The 23,442-nt window shown below is 56.0% G+C and carries 24 protein-coding genes; 15 read left to right on the forward strand and 9 right to left on the reverse strand.

All coding sequences use genetic code 11. The features are described from left to right. Positions 1 to 47 precede the first annotated feature (47 nt). The 3 genes from HEQ72_RS08510 (at position 48) to HEQ72_RS08520 (ending at position 2,928) form a co-directional block, all read left to right on the forward strand. Positions 48 to 941 carry a F0F1 ATP synthase subunit gamma gene (locus tag HEQ72_RS08510; protein WP_168020461.1) on the forward strand — a complete coding sequence of 298 codons (894 nt, stop codon included), beginning with the start codon at positions 48 to 50 and terminating at the stop codon, positions 939 to 941. A 97-nt stretch (positions 942 to 1,038) separates the two neighbouring features. Continuing rightward, positions 1,039 to 2,460 carry a F0F1 ATP synthase subunit beta gene (atpD, locus tag HEQ72_RS08515; protein WP_168020459.1) on the forward strand — a complete coding sequence of 474 codons (1,422 nt, stop codon included), beginning with the start codon at positions 1,039 to 1,041 and terminating at the stop codon, positions 2,458 to 2,460. A gap of 66 nt (positions 2,461 to 2,526) precedes the next feature. Beyond that, positions 2,527 to 2,928, forward strand: coding sequence for a F0F1 ATP synthase subunit epsilon (locus HEQ72_RS08520; protein ID WP_168023121.1), 402 nt, complete (start codon positions 2,527 to 2,529; stop codon positions 2,926 to 2,928). A 167-nt stretch (positions 2,929 to 3,095) separates the two neighbouring features. On the opposite strand, the gene HEQ72_RS08525 is transcribed toward HEQ72_RS08520, so the two are convergent. From HEQ72_RS08525 to HEQ72_RS08540, 4 genes are all read right to left on the reverse strand, one after another. Then, positions 3,096 to 3,587: a phasin family protein gene (locus HEQ72_RS08525; protein WP_168020455.1), complete on the reverse strand. Its 492-nt coding sequence runs from the start codon at positions 3,585 to 3,587 to the stop codon at positions 3,096 to 3,098. A 157-nt stretch (positions 3,588 to 3,744) separates the two neighbouring features. After that, positions 3,745 to 4,614: a pyrroline-5-carboxylate reductase gene (proC, locus tag HEQ72_RS08530; RefSeq protein WP_322099228.1), complete on the reverse strand. Its 870-nt coding sequence runs from the start codon at positions 4,612 to 4,614 to the stop codon at positions 3,745 to 3,747. Positions 4,615 to 4,696: 82 nt separating this feature from the next. Next, a complete protein-coding gene (locus tag HEQ72_RS08535; protein WP_168020453.1) occupies positions 4,697 to 5,206 on the reverse strand; it encodes a YbjN domain-containing protein in 510 nt (169 codons plus the stop codon). 183 nt (positions 5,207 to 5,389) lie between these two features. Continuing rightward, a complete protein-coding gene (locus tag HEQ72_RS08540; RefSeq protein WP_245183198.1) occupies positions 5,390 to 5,764 on the reverse strand; it encodes an accessory factor UbiK family protein in 375 nt (124 codons plus the stop codon). A 212-nt stretch (positions 5,765 to 5,976) separates the two neighbouring features. Here HEQ72_RS08540 and rfaD point away from each other — a divergent pair, with 212 nt between their 5' ends. The 10 genes from rfaD to ychF all read left to right on the forward strand — a co-directional run bounded on the left by rfaD (position 5,977) and on the right by ychF (position 15,750). Next, a complete protein-coding gene (rfaD, locus tag HEQ72_RS08545) occupies positions 5,977 to 6,963 on the forward strand; it encodes an ADP-glyceromanno-heptose 6-epimerase (RefSeq protein ID WP_066134149.1) in 987 nt (328 codons plus the stop codon). 46 nt (positions 6,964 to 7,009) lie between these two features. Beyond that, complete coding sequence (lgt, locus tag HEQ72_RS08550; protein ID WP_168020451.1) at positions 7,010 to 7,831, forward strand: prolipoprotein diacylglyceryl transferase; 822 nt, start codon at positions 7,010 to 7,012, stop codon at positions 7,829 to 7,831. Further along, positions 7,828 to 8,901 (forward strand): class I SAM-dependent methyltransferase, encoded by a 1,074-nt coding sequence (locus tag HEQ72_RS08555; RefSeq protein WP_322099227.1) that lies wholly within the window; start codon positions 7,828 to 7,830, stop codon positions 8,899 to 8,901. Before lgt ends, HEQ72_RS08555 begins: the two co-directional genes overlap by 4 nt. Next, on the forward strand, positions 8,901 to 9,674 hold the full coding sequence (gene pgeF / locus HEQ72_RS08560; protein WP_168020448.1) for a peptidoglycan editing factor PgeF: 774 nt from the start codon (positions 8,901 to 8,903) through the stop codon (positions 9,672 to 9,674). The genes HEQ72_RS08555 and pgeF overlap by 1 nt, the downstream gene beginning before the upstream one ends. Before the next feature lie 2 nt (positions 9,675 to 9,676). Continuing rightward, complete coding sequence (locus tag HEQ72_RS08565; protein ID WP_168023122.1) at positions 9,677 to 10,570, forward strand: hypothetical protein; 894 nt, start codon at positions 9,677 to 9,679, stop codon at positions 10,568 to 10,570. Between the two features lie 128 nt (positions 10,571 to 10,698). Then, complete coding sequence (locus HEQ72_RS08570; RefSeq protein WP_168020444.1) at positions 10,699 to 11,631, forward strand: ribose-phosphate pyrophosphokinase; 933 nt, start codon at positions 10,699 to 10,701, stop codon at positions 11,629 to 11,631. Between the two features lie 250 nt (positions 11,632 to 11,881). After that, positions 11,882 to 13,210: a sodium-dependent transporter gene (locus tag HEQ72_RS08575; RefSeq protein WP_168020442.1), complete on the forward strand. Its 1,329-nt coding sequence runs from the start codon at positions 11,882 to 11,884 to the stop codon at positions 13,208 to 13,210. A 131-nt stretch (positions 13,211 to 13,341) separates the two neighbouring features. Then, entirely contained in the window at positions 13,342 to 13,953 is a 612-nt protein-coding gene (locus HEQ72_RS08580; RefSeq protein ID WP_168020440.1) for a 50S ribosomal protein L25/general stress protein Ctc, read from the forward strand. Positions 13,954 to 14,001: 48 nt separating this feature from the next. Continuing rightward, entirely contained in the window at positions 14,002 to 14,646 is a 645-nt protein-coding gene (pth, locus tag HEQ72_RS08585) for an aminoacyl-tRNA hydrolase (protein ID WP_168020438.1), read from the forward strand. After that, positions 14,647 to 15,750: a redox-regulated ATPase YchF gene (gene ychF / locus HEQ72_RS08590; protein ID WP_168023123.1), complete on the forward strand. Its 1,104-nt coding sequence runs from the start codon at positions 14,647 to 14,649 to the stop codon at positions 15,748 to 15,750. A 98-nt stretch (positions 15,751 to 15,848) separates the two neighbouring features. Here ychF and HEQ72_RS08595 read toward each other — a convergent pair whose 3' ends face one another. After that, entirely contained in the window at positions 15,849 to 16,049 is a 201-nt protein-coding gene (locus HEQ72_RS08595; protein WP_168023124.1) for a hypothetical protein, read from the reverse strand. Positions 16,050 to 16,281: 232 nt separating this feature from the next. Between HEQ72_RS08595 and HEQ72_RS08600 the strand changes: the two genes are divergently transcribed. Then, the gene (locus HEQ72_RS08600) at positions 16,282 to 16,635 is read left to right on the forward strand and encodes a hypothetical protein (RefSeq protein ID WP_168020432.1); all 354 of its coding nucleotides are present in this window, start codon (positions 16,282 to 16,284) and stop codon (positions 16,633 to 16,635) included. A gap of 52 nt (positions 16,636 to 16,687) precedes the next feature. Here the strand turns inward: HEQ72_RS08600 and rlmN are convergent, their stop codons facing one another. The 4 genes from rlmN to HEQ72_RS08620 form a co-directional block, all read right to left on the reverse strand. Further along, positions 16,688 to 17,854, reverse strand: coding sequence for a 23S rRNA (adenine(2503)-C(2))-methyltransferase RlmN (gene rlmN / locus HEQ72_RS08605; protein WP_245184278.1), 1,167 nt, complete (start codon positions 17,852 to 17,854; stop codon positions 16,688 to 16,690). A gap of 113 nt (positions 17,855 to 17,967) precedes the next feature. Next, on the reverse strand, positions 17,968 to 18,513 hold the full coding sequence (locus HEQ72_RS08610) for an invasion associated locus B family protein (RefSeq protein ID WP_168020430.1): 546 nt from the start codon (positions 18,511 to 18,513) through the stop codon (positions 17,968 to 17,970). A gap of 142 nt (positions 18,514 to 18,655) precedes the next feature. Further along, positions 18,656 to 19,111 carry an 8-oxo-dGTP diphosphatase MutT gene (gene mutT, locus HEQ72_RS11805; protein WP_168023145.1) on the reverse strand — a complete coding sequence of 152 codons (456 nt, stop codon included), beginning with the start codon at positions 19,109 to 19,111 and terminating at the stop codon, positions 18,656 to 18,658. Between the two features lie 512 nt (positions 19,112 to 19,623). Next, the gene (locus tag HEQ72_RS08620; RefSeq protein ID WP_168020428.1) at positions 19,624 to 20,499 is read right to left on the reverse strand and encodes a peptidylprolyl isomerase; all 876 of its coding nucleotides are present in this window, start codon (positions 20,497 to 20,499) and stop codon (positions 19,624 to 19,626) included. A gap of 229 nt (positions 20,500 to 20,728) precedes the next feature. Here HEQ72_RS08620 and secA point away from each other — a divergent pair, with 229 nt between their 5' ends. Beyond that, positions 20,729 to 23,434, forward strand: a complete 2,706-nt coding sequence (secA, locus tag HEQ72_RS08625) for a preprotein translocase subunit SecA (protein ID WP_168020426.1) — start codon at positions 20,729 to 20,731, stop codon at positions 23,432 to 23,434. The last annotated feature ends 8 nt before the right edge of the window (positions 23,435 to 23,442 follow it).

Here is a 23,442-nt window from a genome sequence, read left to right on the forward strand (position 1 = left end):
CGGTTATCGCCGGGGAGTATTTCGAGTGAAAGAAGGCCTGACAGCCGATGGCTAGCCTCAAGGATCTCCGCGTTCGGATCAACTCGGTGAAGAATACCCGGAAGATCACGAGCGCCATGAAAATGGTTGCGGCATCCAAATTGCGTCGTGCCCAGGATGCTGCAGAAGCCGGGCGCCCCTATGCAGAGCGTATGGGGCGTATGCTGGCGGGGTTGGCCGTTTCGGTTGCCGGCTCTTCCGGTGCCCCGAAGCTTCTGGCAGGAACCGGCCGTGATGATGTTCACCTTGTTGTCCTTATGACAGCGGATCGCGGGCTTTGTGGTGGCTTCAATGCCAACGTCGTGCGGTCAGCCAGAAACATGATCCGGGATTTGATCGCTGCGGGAAAAACCGTCAAGGTTCTGTGCATCGGACGCAAGGGTCGTGATGCCTTGCGCCGCGAGTATGCTGGCCTGATTATCGGTACCCGTGAGGGAATGACCCGTCGTGGGGCCGAATTTGGTTCGGCAAATGATGTGGCGCAGACCATCCTTTCTATGTTTGACGCGGGTCAGTTTGATGTCTGCACGGTGATCTACAACAAGTTCCGTTCTGCGATTTCGCAGGAAGTTACCCGGCAGCAGCTTGTTCCGTTTTCTCCGCCTGAGGTTCCATCGCCTGAATCTTCTACTTCCGGCGTTGCTCGCCCGGTTTACGAGTATGAACCTGGTGAAGAAGAAATTTTGGCTGATCTGTTGCCGCGCAATGTAGCCATGCAGGTTTTCTCGGCTCTTCTGGAGAGCGATGCTTCCGAGCAGGGCGCACGGATGAGTGCAATGGACAATGCCACACGGAATGCCGGTGACATGATCAACAAGCTGACGCTGGTTTACAACCGGACCCGTCAGGCGATGATCACCAAGGAACTGATCGAAATTATTTCCGGTGCTGAGGCTATCTAGCATTCCGGAACAGCCGGTACTGTTATGCGGTTCCGGGTGCAGTGATAAACAGAGACTTTCCGGTTTTGAACAACCGGCCTAACAGGAGCGTCAAGCCATGGCGAACAAAAACGTCGGTACTATCAGCCAGGTTACTGGCGCCGTTGTGGACGTGAAGTTCGACGGTGATCTTCCCGCTATTCTTTCGGCACTGGAGACGGATAATCGTGGAAACCGTCTGGTCTTGGAAGTAGCTCAGCATCTTGGTGAAGGCATCGTCCGCACCATTGCAATGGACTCGACCGAGGGATTGGTACGTGGCCAGGAAGTCCGTGATACAGGCAGTGCTATCTCGGTCCCGGTAGGGAAAGAAGTGCTGGGCCGCATCATGAATGTGATTGGTGAGCCTGTGGATGAACGTGGTCCGATCCCGACCAGTCGCCGTTCCCCGATCCATCGTCCGGCCCCGCCTTTTGTCGAGCAGTCAACCGATACGGAAATCCTGGTGACCGGAATCAAGGTTATTGATCTGCTGGCTCCGTATACCAAGGGCGGAAAGATTGGTTTGTTCGGTGGTGCGGGTGTTGGCAAGACCGTGACGATCATGGAATTGATCAACAACGTTGCCAAAGGCCATGGTGGTTATTCTGTTTTTGCCGGTGTTGGTGAACGCACCCGTGAAGGGAACGACCTTTACCATGAAATGATTGAATCCGGGGTTATTGATCTGGAAGGTGCCAATTCCAAGGTGGCTCTGGTTTATGGCCAGATGAACGAGCCTCCGGGTGCCCGTGCCCGTGTTGCCCTGTCGGGTTTGACCCAGGCGGAATACTTCCGTGACGAGGAAGGGCAGGACGTGCTGTTCTTCGTGGACAATATCTTCCGCTTTACGCAGGCTGGTTCCGAAGTGTCGGCCCTGCTCGGGCGTATTCCGTCGGCCGTTGGATATCAGCCAACCTTGGCAACGGATATGGGTGCCCTTCAGGAGCGTATCACCTCCACCAAAAAGGGATCGATCACGTCGGTTCAGGCAATCTATGTTCCGGCCGATGACCTGACAGACCCTGCGCCAGCCACATCGTTTGCTCACCTTGATGCAACAACAGTGCTGTCGCGTGCCATTGCCGAGCAGGCTATTTTCCCGGCCGTTGATCCTCTTGATTCCACGTCTCGTGCCCTTGATCCGCGTGTGGTGGGTGAAGAGCATTACGCTGTTGCCCGTCGCGTTCAGGAAATTCTACAGACCTACAAGGCGCTGCAAGATATCATTGCCATTTTGGGCATGGACGAGCTGTCTGAAGATGACAAGTTGACTGTTGCCCGGGCGCGCAAGATCCAGCGCTTCCTGTCCCAGCCGTTCCACGTTGCGGAAGTCTTTACGGGAACTCCCGGTGTGTTCGTTGCACTGGAAGAGACCATCAAGGGGTTCCGTGGTATCGTCAACGGTGACTATGATCACCTGCCGGAGCAGGCTTTCTATATGGTTGGAACCATTGAGGAAGCGGTGGAGAAAGGCAAGAAGCTGGCTGCTGCAGCCTGATCCGTACCGGGGTGGTGCCAGGCGTCTTGCCCTGGTTTGTTCTGATTGCTTTGGAGCCGCGTGCTTATGGCTGAAACGCTTGAATTTGAACTTGTTTCTCCGGCCCGTCTTTTGGTTTCCGAGCCAGCGGAGATGGTTGTCGTGCCTGGGGTTGAGGGGAATTTTGGTGCGATGCCGCAGCATGCCCCTTTCCTGTCAACGGTTCGCCCCGGTGTTGTTGAAGTTCATCGTGGGACAGGCCCGGTTCGCAAGATCTTTGTCGCCGGTGGTTTTGCGGAGGTGACGGCGGAGCGCTGCACGCTTCTGGCGGAAGAGGCGGTTCCTCTTGATGAGATAGACCGTGAAGCTGCGGTGGCGCGGCTTCAGTCCGCGCTTGCTGTTCTGCAGGAGGCGGAAACGCCCTCTGAAGCTGCGGCTGCTCGTAAAAGTGTGACAGTTGCCCAGGCGCTCGTTGATGCCTTGCCTTGATTTTTAGCTATCGCAGCGTGTAACGTTATAGACCCCGCCGCTATCTTGGCGGGGTTTTCTAATCCCAATAGCCGTTGGTATCGTGCGCGGCTGTTGTCGTGGCCTGCCCATAACAAAACCACTGCCGCGTGCTGCGACAGTGGTTTATGTGTAGGGCGCTTGGTCGATCAGCGTTCGGCTGTTTTTGCGGCTGTTTTTGATGAAGACTTGCCGCCGCCTGCCGGTCCGTTTTTCACGGATTTCTCAATCATGCTTTTCATTTCGTCCATGGATTGTGACATCCGGGCGCTCAGCAAATTGAGAACTTCATTCTGCGACTTTGTCATCATGTCGACCAGCTCGCGGGCGTTGGCGAGATTGGTCTCCAGGGCAGACTTGGCCAGTTCTGTCTGGCGCACAAACTGATCCCCCGGGTTATCCACGCTTGTCAGACGTGAAGAAAGAGCGGAGGTATCCTCTACAGTTTGCCTCAGGATTTCGGCCTGGCGCTTCATGATGGTCTGGAAACCGTCAAAAACCATTTTATTGGCAGCGTTCAGCGCCTCGATGTTTTTTTTCTGTGATGAAACAATGGAATCCACGTCAATTCCCGGCACCTTCATGTCGGCGATCAGGCGGCTTACGTCGAAATCGAACGGCATTTCAGTCTTGTACGCCATGTTTGAGATCTTTCCTATGTACAAGGAGACCGATGCCACGGAGACAATAGGAACAGGCAATGCCAGCAACCCACCCCGAAGCGCTGCAATACTTGATGGTACGGTACGCCAGAATAGGGGTCAAGTGTATATTGCAGCGCAAAAATCGCTATGAGCGTTATTGTTCCGCGCCCTGGCTATTCTTGATGGTATTAGCGTGGGATTCCCTTGTCCCAAGATATCTGCTTCGTTCGGCTGCGGCTTGAAGGGTTCTTGTCATCAGGGGTGTTAGTTCCGGCATAAGGACGGCCAATCCCGCTTCTGTCGTACCGCCCGGGCTTGTCACGTATTGGCGCAGTTGTTCCGCTGTGTCCGCTGATTGGTACATCAATTCCCCGGAGCCACATACGGTATGCCGGGCCAAGGCAGTGGCCAACCCGGGCGGCAGCCCAAGGGCCTCCCCGGCTTTTGCCAGTGCCTCTGTCATGTGAAAGATATAGGCAGGGCCTGATCCGGACAGGGCTGTGACGGCGTCCATCAGGCGTTCGTCATCAAGCCAGACAGCCAGTCCGGTCGATTCGCCAAGAGTATGGCACAGCTTCTTTTGTTCCTCACCCACGCCCGGACCAGCGCATAAGGCGGTCACCCCGCGCCCGACAGCCGTAGGTGTATTGGGCATGGCTCGCACGCTGCGTGCCTGCAATCCAAGGCCGTCCTGCAGGGTTTTCAAGGCGATGCCGGCTGCTACGGAAAGAAAGACGGTTTCTGGGTTGACCAAGAAACGACATGAACCCATGACGCCAGCCATTGCCCCTGGCTTGACAGCAAAGACAACCGCCGAGGCTTTCTGGGTGCGGGGAAGATCACCGATATCCCGCAGGACCCGTAAATCAGGATGCTGAGCGCCTTCAGGAAGATCCGCATGTCCCCTGCGGGCGATCACAAGAATATTACCGGGGTCAAAGCCACTGTGCAGCCATCCGGAGAGCATGGCCTGTCCCATGTTTCCGCAACCAACAAGAATAACGGGCATCAATGGGGAAAGCACAAATATATCTCCGGACCCTGTACGCTGCGTTACGCGCTTTGCCTATGAGCATGATGCCCGGCAGGGCAGGCATGCTTTTCTATCAGGCTGCCCCCGCAACATCAAACAGGCAGGCATCGACGGCGCGCCGGGCATCCATACCCTCTTCCAGAACGAAACGAAAGGCTGGAAAGACCCGTTCACATTCAGCAACAGCAATATCGATCATATCTTCTACTGTGTTGTCTGTAACAGTCAGTTCCGGCGCCAGCAAGGTATGGCGAAACATGGGGATGCCTTCATCCAGCCAGATGGTGAAGTGACCGATCCAGCAGCGCTCGTTCAGCAGAACAAGAAGCTCGAGAACCCGTTCCTTGGCATCATCGGGTATTTTCATGTCAAATGTACACGAAAGGTGCAGCACATCCAGTTCGCGCGCCAGAACAAGGTAAAGGCACCACGAACCCCATTGTCCCGGAATTTGGACGGCGGCCTCGGCCTCGCTTCTGCGTTCGAAGATCCAGGCATTGCGGGTTGCCAGACGTTCTATGCGGTTGATGGGATGGTCAATACTGTCTTCTGTAAACGGTTCGTCTGCAGCAATAGCGGGCATCCAGGTATCTCCCCTGATCGTGGATGCAGTGGACCTGATCTCTCAAGACAGGATGCACAGATCCACCCGGCGACAACCGAACCGTGCCAGAGCATACTGTGTCACGCAAGCAATAAGCCCATCATGCACTCAATATTCTGTGGATAATATATGCCTGACACCCCACCTGTTGGGGATATCTCTTCAGGGCTTGGGTTTGTCTGCCGCTTTTCGCCCCGGATTGGTGCCTTTGCCACCGTGTGGTGTGGCTTCTCCATGTTTTGGGTCAGAGACCCCCTGCAATGCCCGCTCCATCTCGGCCAGCTTCTTTTTCATGGCATCTGCATCGTTCCGGGCCTGGACGGCCATGGCCTTTACGGCCTCGAATTCCTCGCGGTTGACCAGGTCCATGTCTGCGAGGATGCGATTGACCCGGCTGCGGACCAGGATTTCCAGTTCCTCCCGCAGACCGGACAAGGCGCCAAGCGCCCCCCCGGCAACGCGGGCAACATCATCAAACAAGCGATTGCGGGTTTGCATTGAACAGTCCTCCGGAACTTGGGCGCATGGCTTTTCCATGTCGCCACATTTCCATTATGGAGTGGCCTTTCATTTGTCGCAATATGTTGCAGGCATTGCCGAGAAGGCACTGTGACCGCATGGTTCTTGCCGGTTGTCGATGCGCCGCCTATAACGGTTCATACGGAACTTCACGCCGTGTGTCGTATGTATGGGATGGGTATCGTCCGACATAGGTGTTCACGAAGGCTCCGACGGGAGGAGACAGAGCAATGTACGTAGTGACAGGTGGTGCCGGTTTTATCGGATCCAACGTCCTGGCAGCCCTTGAAGACCGGGGTTGTGAAGATCTGGTTGTCGTTGACAGGTTGCGCGACGGCAACAAGTGGCGGAACATTGCTCACCGGGAGCTGGCTGACATTGTCGAGCCAGTGCGTATCTTCGATTTTCTTGAGCAACACCGCACGAAAATAAAGGCCATCCTGCATATGGGGGCTGTGTCGTCGACGACCGAAAAAGATGTCGACAAGATCCTGACCAACAATTTTGATTATTCCATCGCCTTGCTGCGGTGGTGTGCGATGCATGGGATCCGCCTGATTTATGCGTCGTCCGGTGCAACATACGGGGATGGCAGCAATGGCTTTGACGATGATGCCAGCATTGCGCACCTGGCAAAAATGCGTCCCCTGAATGCTTATGGTTGGTCCAAGCATCTTTTTGACCGCCGGGTAGCCCGCCGCCTGGCCCAGAAGAAGAAGATGCCGCCGCAATGGGTCGGGCTGAAGTTTTTCAATGTGTATGGGCCTAATGAATACCACAAGGGGCAGCAGTCCAGCGTTGTGTCCCAAGTATACCCCCATGCAGCCCAGAACACCCATTTCAACCTGTTCCGCTCCCATAATCCGGCTTACAAGGATGGGGGTCAGCTCAGGGATTTCGTCTGGGTTGGCGATGTCGTGGATGTGATCATGTGGCTTCTGGATAATCCCCAGATTTCCGGGCTGTATAACCTGGGGACAGGCAAGGCCCGCTCTTTCTTTGATTTGGCGGCTGCCGCCTATCGTGCCCTGGGGCTGGAACCGAACATACGTTATATTGATACGCCGGTTCCAATCCGTGACAAGTACCAGTACTTTACAGAGGCGAAAATGGACCGGCTGCGGGCTGCGGGTTACACCAAGCCCTTTACCGGGGTTGAGGAGGGGGTGACGCGGTACGTCAAAGACTTTCTGTCCCAGTCGGATCCCTATCGTTGATAGGATAGAGCTGTTTTCCCCCTGATACGTTGCCGGGTATGTGTGAATGAGTGAACCCTTGATGTTTCCGGCTTTTGATCCGGTGGCCCTGCAGATTGGTCCCCTGGCTATCCGGTGGTATGCGTTGGCCTATATGACCGGCTTGCTCGGTGGTTGGCAGTTGATGAAGTATCTGGCAGGTCGTATAGCGGGCAGCGGGATGATTCTTCTCAGCGATCCCGAAATCGATGACTACCTGGTCTGGGTTACATTGGGTGTGGTTCTGGGGGGGCGCCTGGGGTACGTGCTGTTCTACAAACCGGATTATTATCTTCACAATCCGCTGGAAGTCGCCGCGCTTTGGCATGGCGGCATGTCGTTTCACGGCGGTTTTCTGGGTGTTCTGGTTGCAACCATCCTGTTTTGCCGGTTCCGGGGCATCCCGTTGCTCTTCTTGCTTGATCTTGCGGCCATGGTTGCACCCCTCGGGCTTATGCTCGGGCGCTTGGCCAACTTCATCAATGGTGAGCTGTGGGGCCGTGTTGCCGATCCATCCGTTGTGCCGTGGGCCATGGTCTTTCCCGGCGCTGGTCCCGATCCGCGTCATCCCAGCCAGCTGTATGAGGCCGGCCTGGAAGGGCTGGCGCTGCTGGTTGTCATGCATGTGCTCTTTTTTCGTTTCCCGGCTGTTCGTCTTCGCTTTGGCGTGCTGACGGGTGTTGGCATGGCCGGTTACGGATGTGCCCGGTTTTTTGTCGAATTCTTTCGCGAACCGGATGCCTTTCTTGGTGTATTCTGGGGAGGGATATCAATGGGGCAGATCCTGTCCCTGCCTATGGTCGTGTTTGGAATCTGGTTGATGTCATGGGCATGGAAACGTCCGGCGTGAGTTCTGCGGGTGACCGTTTGCGTGCTGAAATTGCTGCAACGGGACCGGTTCCGCTTGTGTCTTTCATGCAGCAGGCTGCGGATGCCTATTACGCCAGCGGTCGTGCCTTCGGACAGGATGGTGATTTTACGACAGCCCCCGAGATCTGCCAGGTTTTCGGCGAAATTGTCGGGTTGTGGGCTGCCGTGGTGTGGCAGTCCATGGGGTCTCCCGCGTCGTTTTCCCTGGTCGAACTTGGGCCAGGGCGTGGCGTTCTGATGGCCGATGTTCTGCGGGTTGTCCGGTGTGTGCCGGGTTTCCTGGAGGCTGCATCCGTCCATCTGGTCGAGCGTAGTCCCGTGCTCAGGCAGCTCCAGCACCAGGCTCTGGAGGCTGTGAGTCCGCACATACCGGTATCTTGGCATGATGGGGTTTCTTCTCTTCCTGATGGTCCGCTGCTGGTTCTGGCCAATGAATTTTTTGACGCCTTGCCGATCGAGCAGTTTGAATATACCCGGTCTGGATGGTTGCGCCGTCATGTGACAGTGGATGATGCGGGCAATTTTGTTCTGACAACAGCCGGTGATCCTGTGGATGTCTGGTTTGATGAGCCTGATGTCGGCATGGTGGCAGAGATTTGCCCGGCGGCCTGCGCTATTGTTGATACCTTGTCCGGCCGTTTTCTGCGCGAGGCAGGTGCTATGCTGCTGGTGGATTATGGTTATGCACGCAGTGCGCCCGGTGATACCCTGCAAGCGGTTCGGAACCATGCGTTTGTTCCGCCGCTGGAGGATCCGGGGAATACCGATCTGACGTCCCATGTTGATTTCGAACGATTGACCCAGGTTGCGCGGGCTGCCGGGGCCAGTGTGTGTGGGCCTGTTGGCCAGGGCCGTTTCCTGTCGTCGCTGGGGGCAGAGCAGAGGGGGCGCGTCCTGACGCGTGCGGCCGGTGTTGATTCAGCGCGTGCAATGAATCTTTCATCAGGATTGCGCCGTTTGATACATCCATCGGAGATGGGCTCCCTGTTCAAGGTTCTGTGTGTTCATAGCCCCGATCTTTCTATTCCTCCCGGGTTTGAGTTCTGTTGATGATTACTGTCTCTGCCCTTAACAGCCTGAGCAAGGTTCGCCACGGATTCTTCACGCGTCATGACGGTGTTTCGGAGGGGCCTTTTGCCTCCCTGAATGTCAGTTTGTCTGTTGGTGATGATCCTGTGCGGGTTCTGGCCAACCGCGCCCGTGTTGCCGGTGCTTTTGATCTTTCTCCGGACCGTCTTGTTCTTGCCAGCCAGAACCACACGGCTCACGCTGTGGTTGTTGAGGCCCCGTTTCTGGATGGCGCGATTCCTGTGGCGGATGCCTTGGTTACAGCATCACCGGGTATGGCAGTGGCTGTTCTGACCGCTGACTGCGCCCCTGTCCTTTTGGCGGATGGGGTGGCTGGTGTTGTGGCTGCGGCCCATGCGGGTTGGCGCGGTGCCGTTGGCGGTATTCTTGACAGCACGGTCCGTAAGATGGTTGCGCTGGGGGCAAAGCCGGGCCGCATCGCGGCGGCCATTGGCCCCTGCATAGCCCAGCGTTCCTACGAGGTTGGACCTGATTTTCCGGAGCATATCCTGTCACGGGATCCTGATGATGACCGTTTCTTGGCCCCATCCCGCCGGGCGGGTCATTTCCTGTTTGATCTTCCGGGGTATGTGGCCCGGCAGCTTGCCCGTCTGGATGTTGGTACGATTATGCCAACGCCATGTGACACGTTCCGTGAGGAGGACCGTTTCTTCAGCCACCGACGGGCAACCTTGCGGGAAGAGGGGCCGGTAGGGCGTCAGATTTCCGTTATTATGCTTGAACCGCAGGAGTAGCCATGAGGGGGCGGGGTTTCCTTGTATCAGCCTTGATGTTGGCAGGGACGATCCTGTCAGCGTGTGGTGATGTGCCGCGTCCTTTCTCCCATGTGTCCGGCGGTGCGTCTGCTCCCCTTGCCATGTTGCCCGGGGCTTTCGGTGTCGCGGTTCCTCCTGTAAAGGGCCTGCCTGCTCCGCAGGACAGGCAAGCTGCCGAAGATATGGTGCATGCTCTCAGGATTGCCGGGATTCCGGCTTTCTTCGCCCCCCATGGCATTGGCTATACCTTTCGTGGTGAGGCCGAGGAGTATGATGTCGGCGCTCTACGCTGGTCCCTGTCGGGGCCTGATGGGGCGGATATCGAACGGATTACCCAGAATCCCGACCAGGATCGCGCAAGCGTGGTTGCTGCTGTGGTTCCGCTTCTGGAGCGGGAGGTTGGTAGCCATTCTCCTCATGGCAACGGTCCTTCCGGTGGATCAGGGGATGTTGTGCTGCGGGTCGTTATCCGCGGTTTGCCGGATACGCAAGGGCGTCTGCTGCAGCGCGCCATGGAGGTTGCCCTGCGTCAGGATGGTATCCCGGTTCAGCAACCAGGTGATGTGGCTTCGCCTGGTTCTGACGTGTTGACGGTAACGGGAACCCTGTCGCATCACCCTGTGTCTGACAAAGGCAAGGGGAAATCCCTGGTGCGGATGGCGTGGTATGTGGAGGACTCTTCGGGCCAAAGTCCCGGTACCGTGACGCAGGAGAACGTGGTGCCGGATGCTGCATTGAAGGCACGCTTTCCAGCCTTGGCGGTCCTGATTGCCCAAGGTGGCAGTGCCGGTGTTCTTGATGTGCTGGATTCGCGCAAAGCCTCTGTCGAGGCGGTACGACGCAGTGATCATAAAACGGGGAGCCATGGTCCCTGATCCCTGTTTACAGGAGATGTCAGGGTTGTTATGGTCCGCCCGCCCTTGGACCGGAATCTCGGGATAGCCGCTGTGCGGGGATGTATGTTGACACTGTGTCTGTTGCCCTGCAGCGGGAGACTGCTTTCATGAAAGTTCTGGGTTGCAACGCCAACCGCCCGCTGGCTGAGTCGATTGCGGCCTGCCTGCGTCTTGATGTGACCAATGCCAGTATCCGTCGCTTTGCGGATATGGAAATCTTTGTTGAGGTCCATGAGAATGTGCGCGGGGAGGACGTGTTCGTTATTCAGCCGACCTCTTATCCCGCCAATGACAACCTGATGGAGCTGCTTGTTACCCTTGATGCCCTGCGCCGGGGTTCGGCACGCCGCATCACTGCGGTCATTCCCTATTTCGGGTATGCGCGTCAAGACCGCAAGACAGGCCCCCGTACGCCGATTACAGCCAAGCTGGTTGCCAACCTCATTACCCAGGCCGGTGCCAACCGCGTTGTGACCCTTGACCTGCATTCCGGCCAGATTCAGGGTTTCTTCGACATTCCGGTGGACAATCTGTTTGCAGCCCCTGTTTTTGCCAATGATATTCGTCAGCAATACGATGGCGAGCGTTTGATGGTTGTGTCCCCGGACGTTGGTGGTGTTGTCCGTGCGCGCCTTTTGGCCAAGCGTATCGATGCTGATCTCGCCATTATCGACAAAAGGCGGGAACGGGCCGGTGTTTCCGAGGTCATGAACATCATTGGCGATGTTCGTGGCCGTACCTGCATTATGGTTGATGATATTGTTGATTCGGCCGGAACGCTTTGCAATGCTGCTGTTGCTCTTACAGAGTCCGGTGCAACGGCCGTCTCGGCGTATGTGACCCATGGCGTTCTGTCCGGTGGTGCTGTTGCAAGGGTTGCCGCCTCGCCGCTGAAGGAAATGGTTGTCACGGATTCGATCCAGGCTACGGAATCGGTTCGTATGGCATCCAATATCCGTCCCATTTCGATCAGTTCTCTTTTGGCAGAAGCGATTGCCCGTATTTCTGACGAACGGTCTGTGTCCAGCTTGTTTGACTGACTTCTGCCTCATAGTGTTTGTGTAGCGGCTCATTCTGGTAGAAGGGCCGCTTTTTTTATGAAGAAAAAAGATTGACCGAAAACAATTAATCGAAAACTATTTTCATCGGGTTGCATTGTTGTGCATACCGTGTTGTCCCGGCAATTTTGCAAGGGGTTATAAAAAGAAACAAACCGGTTATCCGGGTGCGCAGCCGGGTCCGACTTCTCTACGGGGTGTTGGTCGGTTACAGAAAATAAAGGATTTTATAATGACGCGCGAGCATTGGGGCTCAAAGCTTGGGTTTATACTGGCCGCTGCAGGGTCAGCGGTTGGTTTGGGTAATGTCTGGAAATTTCCTTATCTTGTGGGACAGAATGGTGGTGCTGTATTTGTCATTACCTACCTTGTCCTGGCTTTGACGATTGGCGCCGCGCTTATTCTGGCAGAGCTTGCCTTGGGACGCGCCGCGCAGAAGGATCCTGTTGGTACATTTGCAAACCTGAGAGGGGGCGCATGGTCACTGGCGGGTTACCTCGGTGTTCTTTCCGGCTTTCTTGTGCTGACCTTCTACAGTGTTATCGGTGGCTGGACCCTGGCTTACATTGTCAAGATGATTGATGGCTCCCTTATGGAGGCAGGGCTTGACTTGACAGGTGTGTTTAACGGGTTTGTCAGTAACTCGATTGAGCCATTGGTTTATCATGCCTTATTCATGCTGATGACCGTTCTGATTGTTCTTCGTGGTATTGGCTCCGGAATCGAGCGTTGCAACAAGTTCCTGATGCCGGCCTTGTTCCTTATTCTGGTGTTCCTTGCTGTCCGCGCTGTGACCCTGGATGGGGCTGCTGCCGGCGTTGAGTTTTACCTCAGGCCCGATTTCTCGAAGTTCAGTGGCAATACGCTGGTTGCGGCCTTGTCCCAAGCCTTCTTTTCGTTGTCGATCGGGCTTGGTATCCTGATTACATATGGCTCGTATCTGGATCGTTCACAGAATATCCAGCGTTCAACGCTGTGGATCATTGTTCTGGATACAGGCGTCGGGATTTTTGCTGGTCTTATTATCATGCCTGCTGTGTTTGCTTTCGGTATCGAGCCGGGGGCTGGTCCGGGTCTGACCTTTATTACCTTGCCCGGTATCTTTCAGCAAATAACCGGTGGTGTTCTGTTTGGAACAGCCTTCTTTGCTCTGCTGCTCTTTGCTGCCCTGACATCGTCGGTCTCCTTGCTGGAGGTTCCAGTTGCCTATCTGATGGATGAACTGCGGGTTTCGCGCAAGACTGCAGTCCTTGTTCTGGGCGGGGTGGCGTTCTTGATCGGTATTCCCAGCTCCCTGTCATTTGGTGTCATGTCCGACATGACCCTGTTCGGCATGGGCTTTATGGATTTGCTGGATTATCTGACAACCAAGGTCATGATTCCTGCCGGCGGTTTGGCTGTTTGTATCTTTGCGGGCTGGATTGTATGGCCCCGGATCAGTGCAGAGGTGTCAAATGACGGTACGTTGGCCTTTCCGCTGTCAACTATCTGGGGTTGGGTGTTAAAGGTTGTTGCACCTGCTTCCATTGCGATGATCATGGTTTATGGCTTCCTGCATTGATGGAAGGTCTGGGTCGGGTCGGTTGCAATGCCGGCCCGACTGGTGTATGACGCCCCATTCCCGTCTTTGCGACGGGCCCGGGTCAGCACCCCTGGAGGCTGGCCGTGGTATGTTATTGTGGAGATCCAACCATGGTTGATGTTGTTACCTTCAAGGTTGAAGCGCGCGAAAAGGCAGGTAAGGGGGCAGCCCGCGCCGTCCGTCGTCAGGGGCTTGTTCCTGGCGTCATCTACGGCGACAGGCAGGCTCCGGTGCTGGTACAGATGGACCCGCGTCAGCTTGTTGCGGCCCTTCATAAGTCCGGTTTTTACAGCCGCCAGTATGATCTGGAAATGCCGGATGGAACAAAGCACCGTGCTCTGGCCCATGACGTGCAATTTCACGTTGTGACCGACGCGCCGCAGCATATTGACTTTCTGCGTATCAATCGCGATACCCCGGTTCATGCCGATGTAACGGTCGAGTTTGTGAACCAGGACAAGTGCCCGGGTCTGAAGCAGGGCGGTGTGCTGAATATTGTGCGTCACAGCATTCCTGTTATTGCCAAGGCAGATGACCTGCCCGAATCGTTCCGCGTTGATCTGTCAAATGTGGCGCTGAATGCCAGCGTGCATATTTCTGACATTGCGATGCCGACAGGGGTCCGTCCCTCTGTGACAGAGCGTGACTTTACCATTGCTTCCATTACAGCACCTTCAGGCTTGAAGTCTGATGTTGCTGCAGAGGCTGCCAGTGAAGAATAAAAGGTATTTCCCGGATTCTTCCGGGGTACCTGTAGAGGAAGAAAAGCAATGTGGCTTGTGGTTGGTCTGGGTAATCCGGGTGCGGAGTATGCTGGAAACCGCCACAATGTCGGCTTTATGGCGGCGGACGCTTTGGTTCGTCGCCATTCCTTTTCGTCTTGGCGCAGCAAACACCATGGCGAGTTGGCCGATGGCAGTATTGCCGGGCAGCGTGTGATGGTGCTCAAGCCCATGACCTTCATGAACCGGTCTGGCCTGTGTGTTGGAGAAGTTGCCCGGTTTTACAAGATTCCCCTGTCTAATATTCTTGTGCTGCATGACGAGCTGGAGCTGTCTCCCGGGCGCTTGCGTATAAAGCAGGGCGGGGGGCATGCAGGGCATAATGGGTTGCGCGATATTGACGCGCACCTTGGGCATGCGTACTGGCGCGTTCGTCTCGGGATTGGTCGACCGCACGACAAGGCTTTGGTCAACAAGTGGGTTCTGGGTGACTTTGCCAAGTCGGATTCTGTATGGCTGGCCCCTTTCCTTGATGCGGTGTCCCTTCATTTTCATTTGATCCTTGACGGGGACCATGCGGGGTTCATGAACCGGGTCACAACAGCGACCCAACCGCCTCGTCCGAAGAAAGAAAAGCCTGCCGCAGTATCGGGCGGCGAGGCAACACAAGATACAGATAAAGGGAGCGCCTGAATGGGCTTCAATTGTGGTATAGTCGGACTGCCCAACGTGGGAAAGTCCACCCTTTTCAATGCGCTGACATCAACGGCAGCAGCCCAGGCGGCGAATTTTCCGTTTTGTACCATTGAGCCCAATACGGGGCGTGTGTCTGTTCCGGATGAGCGCCTTGATATTCTGGCCGGGATTGCCGGTAGCAAAGAGACTATTCCGACCCGTCTGGAGTTTGTGGATATTGCGGGTTTGGTGCGGGGAGCCTCCAGAGGTGAGGGGCTTGGAAACCAATTTCTGGCCAATATCCGTGAGACAGACGCGATTGTTCATGTGCTGCGCTGCTTCGAAGATGACAATATCACGCACGTCGAAGGCAGTGTGGACCCGCTTCGTGATGCAGAGACGATCGAGACCGAGCTGATGCTCTCGGATCTGGAAAGTCTGGAAAAACGCATTGTTCCGATCGTGAAGAAAGCACGTTCAGGAGAGAAAGAGGCCAAGGACCATCTGGCTGTCATGGAGCCTGTCCTTGATCTGTTGCGTGCCGGAAAGCCTGCACGTCTTTTTGTGCCCGCTTCAGCGGATGAAGGCAAAATTTTTCGTTTGCTCCAGCTGCTGACAGCCAAGCCTGTCCTGTACGTCTGCAACGTTGAGGAGAGCGCAGCCGCAACAGGCAATGCGTTTTCGGCCAAAGTTGCCGGGAAAGCCGAGGCGGAAGGCGCGGCAATGGTGGTGATTTCTGCGGCTATTGAGTCCGAGGTTGCCCAGTTGCCCGATGAGGATGAGAAGGCCGCTTTCCTTGAAGATCTGGGCCTTCAGGAGGCCGGATTATCCCAGATTATCCGGGCCGGGCATGCTCTGCTTGGTTTATTGACCTTTTTCACGGTTGGTCCCAAGGAAGCGCGCGCCTGGACAGTTCGCTGTGGTGCAAAGGCCCCCGAGGCAGCCGGCGTTATTCACTCGGACTTTGAGCGCGGTTTTATCCGTGCCGAGACGATATCTTGCGCGGATTATATCGCCTGCAAGGGAGAGGTCGGCGCGCGTGAGGCTGGGCGTCTGCGTCTGGAAGGCAAGGAATATGTTGTTCAGGACGGTGATGTCTTTCACTTCCTGTTCAATGTTTGATTTCTGAACGATCTTCAAGCCAAGAAAGGCACGACTCTTCCTTATTGTCGTGCCTTTCTTGATTCTTGACACAGGCTTGACGTGAAGTACTCGTTGTCTCAGACTGAGATATCCACGTTCAGCCCGCGACCGGGGCCAGGTGCAGAGAGTATAGCGCTTCTCTGGCTTGCTTTGTCCAAGGTTTCGACCAGTAATTTATCGACATTTCCTTGCTGACGGACAAATGACGTCATCATGTTCCGGCGTGTTGCAAGGCGCCCCATGGTTTCCAAGGTGCTGGCCGTTGACAGTGCATCCATGGTTCTTCCCCCATTTTGAAATGGCATGGTGATTGTATTGTACGTCTTCATGCATCTCAAGGTGAAGGAATGTATTGGTGCGTAAACACGGCTGCTGCGCAACAAAAGGAGATCACGCGGATGTGAGCGTTTCTTCTTTTCTTTTCAAGTCTCGCTGATATTGTACGTCTACACATTATTTGAGGTGGAGGTGAAAGAGCCTCTTTCTTTATTTTTCGGAGAATCGTGCAAGATGGAACTTGCCTTTGTTGCCACAGATGTTGAGTGGCACGATGATGGTCATGGTTTGGCCTGTGCTCTTCTTTCCAAAGATTGCTATCTGACCTTCCGTAGGAGCGCGGGCAACGCTGGACCCTCTGTATTGTCGATGGAATGCGATGGTATGCCTCCAGTTGAAGCCCGGCAAATCCATTTGTGCACGCTTGGACTGTCCAGCCTGACTGTGCAATGGTCATGCCCTGTGCATGGAGAAACGACGCTTCAGGTTGAATTTCAACTTGCCCCCACGCTTCTCAGCCTGGTTGGCGCTGTCATGCCGCGCTTGTTTTCTGAGAACAAGCGCATCCTGAGGTTCCTGAAAGCCTGATCGGGAAGAGGGGCTGCTATCCCGTATTCCCGTGCAGGAGACTTGTTTCTAGTCAGGCCGCAGAGGGCGTTTCGGTCGTTTGACGATTTTTCAGACGTTCTCTTTGACTGGCGCTCTTCAACTGTCCGCAAGCAGCCAAGATGTCCCGTCCACGCGGGCGACGGACAGGAGCCGAGTAGCCAAGGTCGCACAGAATGTCGGCAAACCGCTCGATTCGGTCCCACGACGAGCATTCCAGATCACTGCCGGGCCACTTGTTGAAGGGAATCAGGTTGAACTTGCAGGGAATGCCCCGGACCAGACGTGCCAGCTCGCGCGCATCGGCATCGGAATCGTTGATTCCCTTGAGCATGACGTACTCAAATGTAATGCGGCGGGCATTCGATACAGCCGGATATTCCCGGCAGGCCTTGATCAGATCCTTCAGGGGCCATTTCTTGTTGATCGGCATGATCTGGTCGCGAATATCATCGCGGGCCGCATGCAGCGAAACCGCCAGGTTGACCCCGACATCCCGGCCAAGGTCATACATCCGCGGCACGACACCGGATGTTGACAGGGTGACCCGTCGCTTGGACAGGGCAATCCCATCTGGGTCTGTCAGAATCTTCAGGGCCGTGACCGTGTTGTCATAGTTGAAGAGCGGCTCCCCCATCCCCATGACAACCACGTTCGACAAAAGACGCCCGGTTTCATTGGGTGTCGGCCATTCACCATAGGAATCCCGTGCGGTCAGGAACTGGCCGACAATCTCGGCGCTACCCAGGTTCCGTACCAGTTTTTGTGTGCCGGTATGGCAGAAGCGGCATGTCAACGTACACCCGACCTGGGTGGAGATGCATACCGATCCCCGGTCCCGATCCGGAATGTAGACCGTTTCTGCTTCATTCCTGTCCCCGAACTTCAGAAGCCACTTGCGGGTTCCATCTTCGGAATCCTGCTGGCTTGTGATGCAGGGACGCGATATATGGAAGACATCCTGCATTTTTGCCCGGGTCTCGCGCGAGATGTTGGTCATCGCGTCAATATCCCGGACCCCGCGATTGTAAAGCCAGCTCCAGACCTGATTCACCCGGAACGACTTCTCGCCAAGAAGAGCAAAACGCTCAGTCAGTTGCTCGCGGGAAAGCCCTATCAGGTCCTCGCGTCCCTGATGGTCGGGGTTGTTGGGGATGTGGCCGGCGGCAGAAACCGGGATCTCTACCTGCGGGGTTTTCATGAAGGATGTATCTGTCATGCCCGCTGTATAGCGCTCTCTGGGCATTCTATAAAGAGGTTTCCAGCCTCTTGTTGAGTGCCAAGGTGGCATTTAACCGCTGGAGACGCTGCTCTTCAGCCGTTCTTGACCCCACAGGCCTCGCTGATGGCCTCCCAGGCCTGGGTAGCGCCGCTCAGGCTGTATGTATCTGTGGTAAGCGTGCCCCGGGAAGATGTTCCCCGAATCACCATTTCGTTGCCTTTGCGGATCTGGGTGCTGATGGTTGTGTCAGTCTTGGAGTCGTGAGCCCACGCCCGCCCCCCGCTTGTGAACAGGGAGAATGTTTTCTTGCCGATTTTCAGTTCAACCGAGCTTCCATCCTTGTACGTGTAACCGGCTACAATCTGGAACACATCAAGGGCATTCTGGGCAGGTCGATGCGTGATCAGGGCAAAGATGTCACCGCGGTTGATATAGTCACCTTCTGCCTTCAGGGGTTGGCTTGCCATGTAGCACAGCTTTTTCCCTTTCTCCGTTGCTGTGTAGGCGGTCCATTCTCCATAAGTCCCCAAACGCTGAAGCTCCCCTGTTTCGGTGGCATGGACCGGCTGGGCCAGCAGGCGCAGAAGCGTCAGTACCGGAAAAAGGAGAGTACAGGACAGGACCAAGCGCAGGAACATGGGTACGCCTCCGACGTCGGGGCTGCGGTGACAGCAACCAAGCTCTTGGCATTCTAGCACAATCAAGGCGTGTTAAAAACCCTGTGCCTGGCGGCCCCATGTGCTTCTGACTTGTTCTGACCTGTTATTGTTTGCCTCTGCCCTACAGCCACATGTCGAGGATTGGGATCAGGGGAAGGTCGGCCTCGGGCATGGGGTAGGAGCGCAGGGCTTGTCGAGAAACCCATGCCAGCTCCTGTTCCTCGCGGCTGCGCGGTGTTCCTTCCCATTGCCGGCAAATATAAAGAGGCATCAACAGGTGGAAATCATCATAGTGATGGCTGGCAAAAGTCAGCGGAGCCAGGCAGCCAGTGCGAATATCAATGCCAAGCTCTTCGTACAGTTCTCGTACCAAGGCCTGCTCGGGTGTTTCCCCCGGGTCGACTTTGCCCCCCGGAAATTCCCATAGACCTGCCATGGGCTTACCTGCCGGTCTTTTCTGGAGGAGAATCCGGTTGTCCGGATCAATCAGGGCCGCTGCGCTGACCAGAACCGTGCGCCGTGTTGTATGGCTGCGGAAGGAGCCGCGCTCCAGGATCAGGCCCTGAGGTGCCTGCATGAAGCCAAGGGCGTCAAGTATTGCATGTGCGTCATCGGCTTTGAAAGGATGATCGTTCAGCAGGATCTGTGCAACAGGTTGGCTGTTGAATACGAAATCGATAATGGTCCGCAGGACGATGGTTGCCTGTTGTCCACACAGCAGGGGTGTTGCGTTCTCCACCCACATTGTGCAGCAACCATCTATTGTGCAGCGTAACCGAACGTATCCAAGCTGTTCTTTTCCGGGCTTGCTTTCTACGGTGAGCAGAAGGTCTTGATCTGGCGATGTATGGGTATGGCTGGGGTATATCAGCGTCTTCTGGGTTACGAGCGGGAAGTGGGCAAGGCAGCCGGCTGTCTCCACCTCGTGGAACCACGGATTCGCATGCGCTGTGACGGGCGGGGTGTGGTTTTCGGACATTGAGCCAGATTTCCCTTGATAGGGCATGAAAGAGCACGCTTTCCGAAGAAAAATACCGGCTGCCCTGGCGGGGCCGCCGGTATGTCAAATGCCTGTATCAGGATGGCTTGTCAGTCGGTCGGCTTGCTGCCGTCGGCATTGAAGACTTCGATAGCAGCCTCTTTACGCAGGTCTGACAGAACCTCTGCCGCCACTTTTGCCGTAAGCTCCTCACGGATCTGTTCGGCTACGTCCTCGAATTTCGGGGGCTGAACCGGGCGCTTGTCACTGACCTGAATAATGTGCCAGCCGAACTGGGTCTTTACGGGAGCCTTGGAGATATCGCCTTTTTCCATGGCAAAGGCGGCATCGGCAAATTCCGGCACGACATTGGCGCGGGTGAAGTACCCAAGGTCACCATCTTCGGATGGGCCTGGATTCTGGCTTTCAGCCTTGGCCAGATCCTCGAACTTGGCGCCTTTGCGCAGCTTGGCGATCAGTTGCTTGGCCTTGCCTTCATCATCGACCAGAATGTGACGGGCACGTACCTCTTCTTCATTGGGTACGTCCTTGACCAGCTCTTCGTAGCGGGCCTTGATGCGTTCATCGGTCAGCTTTTTCTCTATGGCTTCTGCAATCCAGGCGTGGCGGACCAGCTCTCCCTCCACTTCCTTCAGGCGAGTCTTGATATCCGCACTGTCTGCAAGGCCGGTCTTTCCAGCCTCGCGCGCGACCAGCTTCTGGTCAATGGCCCGGTCCAGAAGTCCCTTGTAGACGGCGTCCAGATCAACGGATGCCAGCTGTGGAACCTGCTTTGTGATTTGTTCCTTCAGGCTTTCCAGATCGGATCTGTGGATCTTCTCGCCATCAATGGTGGCCACAACCGGATCGTTGGCTGGTGCCTGTTCGTCGGTGCTGATGTCACCATAGGCAAAATAGGCGGCCACAGCGGCAGCAGAGGCAACAACCACGGCCAGGATCGTACCGCGAATCAAGGAAACAGACATGACAAACCCTCTTTGAACCCCAATGGAGACAGCAGACCACACAATCCGGGTGTACAGGCAACCCCGGAACGGGCAGTACAACACCACAGATAGCGCTTTCTGGCAAGGCTTGCGGCGGCATAAAATCCGCGCTTTCGTTGACACTGCCGATGGCAGGCACTATGTGTGGTCGCGGCCTTGTACGATATGTCCCTGTGTCGTTACGCCCCATGATGTCTTGAGGTTTTTAATGTTTGGTGCTCTTGCCCGGCGGCTTTTCGGGACCGCCAATGATCGCTTGATAAAGTCCCTGCGCGGCACGGTTGATGCTGTCAACGCGCTGGAGCCGTCCCTGGAGTCCTTGTCTGACGAGGCCCTGAGAGGACGTACGCAGTGGCTGAGGGAGCGTCTGGCCGCGGGGGAGTCCCTTGACGATCTGCTGGTCGATGCCTTTGCCACGGTACGCGAAGGCTCCCGCCGGGTTATGGGCATGCGGCACTTTGACGTCCAGATCATGGGCGGGATTGTCCTGCATCAGGGTCGCATTGCCGAGATGAAGACCGGGGAAGGGAAGACCCTGGTGGCCACCTTGCCGACGTACCTCAATGCCCTGACGGGGAAGGGTGTTCACGTTGTGACCGTGAACGACTACCTTGCCAGCCGTGATGCGGAGTGGATGGGGCGTTTGTACCGGTTCCTGGGGCTGACGACCGGGGTGATTGTCAACGCCATGTCCGATGCCGAGCGCCAGGCCGCCTATGCCTGCGACATCACCTATGGGACCAATAACGAAATCGGCTTTGACTACTTGCGCGACAACATGAAGTTCCGCCTGGAGGATATGGTCCAGCGGTCCTTTCACTACGCCATTGTTGACGAGGTGGATTCCATTCTTGTCGATGAAGCCCGCACGCCGTTGATTATCTCCGGTCCGTCGGAAACGTCGACAAGCCTGTATGCGGATGTTGATCGGCTGATCCGCGATGTTCGTCCCGAGCATTATGAGAAGGATGAAAAAGCCCGTACTGTTACCTTTACCGAAGAAGGAACCGAGTTTGTCGAGCAGATCATGCGTCAGGCCGGGCTTCTGGGTGAGGGCGGGCTTTATGACCTGAACAATGTCAGCCTTGTGCACCATGCCCAGCAAGCCCTGCGGGCACATGCCCTGTTCTCACGTGATGTGGATTATATCGTCAAGGACGGCCGGGTCGTCATTATTGACGAATTCACCGGTCGTATGATGGACGGGCGGCGCTACTCCGAGGGGTTGCACCAGGCGCTTGAAGCCAAGGAAGGCGTGGCTGTCCAGAACGAGAACCAGACTCTCGCCTCCATCACGTTCCAGAACCTGTTCCGCCTGTACCCCAAGCTTGCCGGTATGACCGGAACGGCCATGACCGAAGCTGGCGAGTTCATGGAAATCTATAATCTGGAGGTGGTCGAGATCCCCTCCAATCGTCCCTTTTCCCGTGATGACCAAGATGATGAGGTCTATCGCATGGCCAAGGACAAGTACAAGGCCATTGCCGACCTGATTGCGGAGTGTCACAAGCGGGGGCAGCCTTGCCTGGTTGGTACCACCTCGATCGAGAAGTCTGAATACCTTGCGGATCTTCTGCGCAAGGACAAGAAGATCAAGCCGCAGGTGCTCAATGCCCGTTATCACGAGCAGGAAGCCCATATCATTGCGCAGGCTGGTGTTCCCGGTGCCGTGACCATTGCGACGAACATGGCCGGTCGCGGGACGGATATCCAGCTTGGCGGCAACTTGGATATGCGTGTGGCGATCGAGCTGGCCAAGGTCACCGATGAGGCTGATCGTACCCGCCGTATTGCAGCTATTCGTGCCGACGTGGAAGACAAGAAGCAAAAGGCGCTTGCTGCGGGTGGCCTGTTTGTGATCGGTACGGAACGTCACGAGAGCCGTCGTATCGACAACCAGCTGCGGGGCCGTTCAGGGCGTCAGGGAGACCCCGGGGCATCACGTTTCTTCCTGTCACTGGAAGATGACCTGATGCGGATTTTCGGGTCGGAGCGTATGGATGGCATGTTGCGCAAGCTTGGTCTGCGTGAGGACGAGGCCATTGTTCATCCATGGATCAACAAGGCCTTGGAGAAAGCGCAGCAGAAAGTCGAGGCACGGAACTTTGAGGTTCGCAAGAATCTGTTGAAGTACGACGATGTGATGAATGACCAGCGCAAGGTCATTTATGAGCAGCGCCGCGAGTTGATGCAGGGTGACACTGTATCGGCTGATCTGGCCCAGATGCGGGCCGAGACAGTTGCTGATCTTGTGCAGCGCTGTATCCCCCGTCGGGCAATGGCGTCCCAGTGGGATGTGCCTACCCTGCATGAGGAATGCCTGAGGCTGTTCGGTCTTGATCTTCCGGTGCAGGGTTGGGCTGCCGAGGAAGGGATTGCCGAGGAGGAACTTCACGACCGTATTCTGGCGGCTGTCGAGGAAAAGATGGCGGCCCGGCGTGAACGCTACGGGGATGATATCTGGCTGATGATGGAACGCGGGCTGCTGCTCCAGATTCTGGATCAGGTCTGGAAAGATCACCTTTTGCAGCTGGATCATTTACGGCAGGGGATTACGCTTCGGGCCTATGCCCAGCGTGACCCGCTGAATGAATACAAGAGTGAAGCGTTTGAAATGTTCCAGGCGATGCTTGTGCATCTTCGCGAACGTGTGACGCAAGTCATGGCTTTGGTCGAGTTGCAGGTTGATCCGGAGCAGGACATTCAGGACCGTGTCCGTTCTCCACGCCGTCCGGAGTCCCATCCCCGGCATGAAATGGCGCATGCCATGGCCGGGTCTGCTGATGCGCCTCTGCGTCATCCTCCGATGCGTGATCCGGCCAACCCGGAAACGTGGGGGCGGGTTTCGCGGAACGAGGGATGCCCATGCGGGTCCGGGCGCAAGTACAAGCATTGCCACGGTTCCCTGAAATAATTGAATGG

Source organism: Haematospirillum sp. 15-248 (assembly GCF_012102665.1).
In the GTDB taxonomy this organism is placed as follows: Bacteria; Pseudomonadota; Alphaproteobacteria; order Rhodospirillales; family Rhodospirillaceae; genus Haematospirillum.

What these genes read in the sequence shown, in the direction of transcription:
- pgeF (WP_168020448.1), top strand. Translation starts at nt 8,901, where the DNA reads ATGATTACTGTCTCTGCCCTTAACAGCCTGAGCAAGGTTCGCCACGGA.
- atpD (WP_168020459.1), top strand. Translation starts at nt 1,039, where the DNA reads ATGGCGAACAAAAACGTCGGTACTATCAGCCAGGTTACTGGCGCCGTT.
- HEQ72_RS08540 (WP_245183198.1), bottom strand. Translation starts at nt 5,764, where the DNA reads ATGGAAAAGCCATGCGCCCAAGTTCCGGAGGACTGTTCAATGCAAACC.
- secA (WP_168020426.1), top strand. Translation starts at nt 20,729, where the DNA reads ATGTTTGGTGCTCTTGCCCGGCGGCTTTTCGGGACCGCCAATGATCGC.
- HEQ72_RS08595 (WP_168023124.1), bottom strand. Translation starts at nt 16,049, where the DNA reads ATGGATGCACTGTCAACGGCCAGCACCTTGGAAACCATGGGGCGCCTT.
- HEQ72_RS08520 (WP_168023121.1), top strand. Translation starts at nt 2,527, where the DNA reads ATGGCTGAAACGCTTGAATTTGAACTTGTTTCTCCGGCCCGTCTTTTG.
- HEQ72_RS08565 (WP_168023122.1), top strand. Translation starts at nt 9,677, where the DNA reads ATGAGGGGGCGGGGTTTCCTTGTATCAGCCTTGATGTTGGCAGGGACG.
- HEQ72_RS08525 (WP_168020455.1), bottom strand. Translation starts at nt 3,587, where the DNA reads ATGGCGTACAAGACTGAAATGCCGTTCGATTTCGACGTAAGCCGCCTG.
- HEQ72_RS08580 (WP_168020440.1), top strand. Translation starts at nt 13,342, where the DNA reads ATGGTTGATGTTGTTACCTTCAAGGTTGAAGCGCGCGAAAAGGCAGGT.
- pth (WP_168020438.1), top strand. Translation starts at nt 14,002, where the DNA reads ATGTGGCTTGTGGTTGGTCTGGGTAATCCGGGTGCGGAGTATGCTGGA.
- HEQ72_RS08610 (WP_168020430.1), bottom strand. Translation starts at nt 18,513, where the DNA reads ATGTTCCTGCGCTTGGTCCTGTCCTGTACTCTCCTTTTTCCGGTACTG.
- lgt (WP_168020451.1), top strand. Translation starts at nt 7,010, where the DNA reads ATGAGTGAACCCTTGATGTTTCCGGCTTTTGATCCGGTGGCCCTGCAG.
- HEQ72_RS08620 (WP_168020428.1), bottom strand. Translation starts at nt 20,499, where the DNA reads ATGTCTGTTTCCTTGATTCGCGGTACGATCCTGGCCGTGGTTGTTGCC.
- HEQ72_RS08510 (WP_168020461.1), top strand. Translation starts at nt 48, where the DNA reads ATGGCTAGCCTCAAGGATCTCCGCGTTCGGATCAACTCGGTGAAGAAT.
- rlmN (WP_245184278.1), bottom strand. Translation starts at nt 17,854, where the DNA reads ATGAAAACCCCGCAGGTAGAGATCCCGGTTTCTGCCGCCGGCCACATC.
- HEQ72_RS08535 (WP_168020453.1), bottom strand. Translation starts at nt 5,206, where the DNA reads ATGCCCGCTATTGCTGCAGACGAACCGTTTACAGAAGACAGTATTGAC.
- ychF (WP_168023123.1), top strand. Translation starts at nt 14,647, where the DNA reads ATGGGCTTCAATTGTGGTATAGTCGGACTGCCCAACGTGGGAAAGTCC.
- rfaD (WP_066134149.1), top strand. Translation starts at nt 5,977, where the DNA reads ATGTACGTAGTGACAGGTGGTGCCGGTTTTATCGGATCCAACGTCCTG.
- HEQ72_RS08575 (WP_168020442.1), top strand. Translation starts at nt 11,882, where the DNA reads ATGACGCGCGAGCATTGGGGCTCAAAGCTTGGGTTTATACTGGCCGCT.
- HEQ72_RS08570 (WP_168020444.1), top strand. Translation starts at nt 10,699, where the DNA reads ATGAAAGTTCTGGGTTGCAACGCCAACCGCCCGCTGGCTGAGTCGATT.
- mutT (WP_168023145.1), bottom strand. Translation starts at nt 19,111, where the DNA reads ATGCAGGCACCTCAGGGCCTGATCCTGGAGCGCGGCTCCTTCCGCAGC.
- HEQ72_RS08600 (WP_168020432.1), top strand. Translation starts at nt 16,282, where the DNA reads ATGGAACTTGCCTTTGTTGCCACAGATGTTGAGTGGCACGATGATGGT.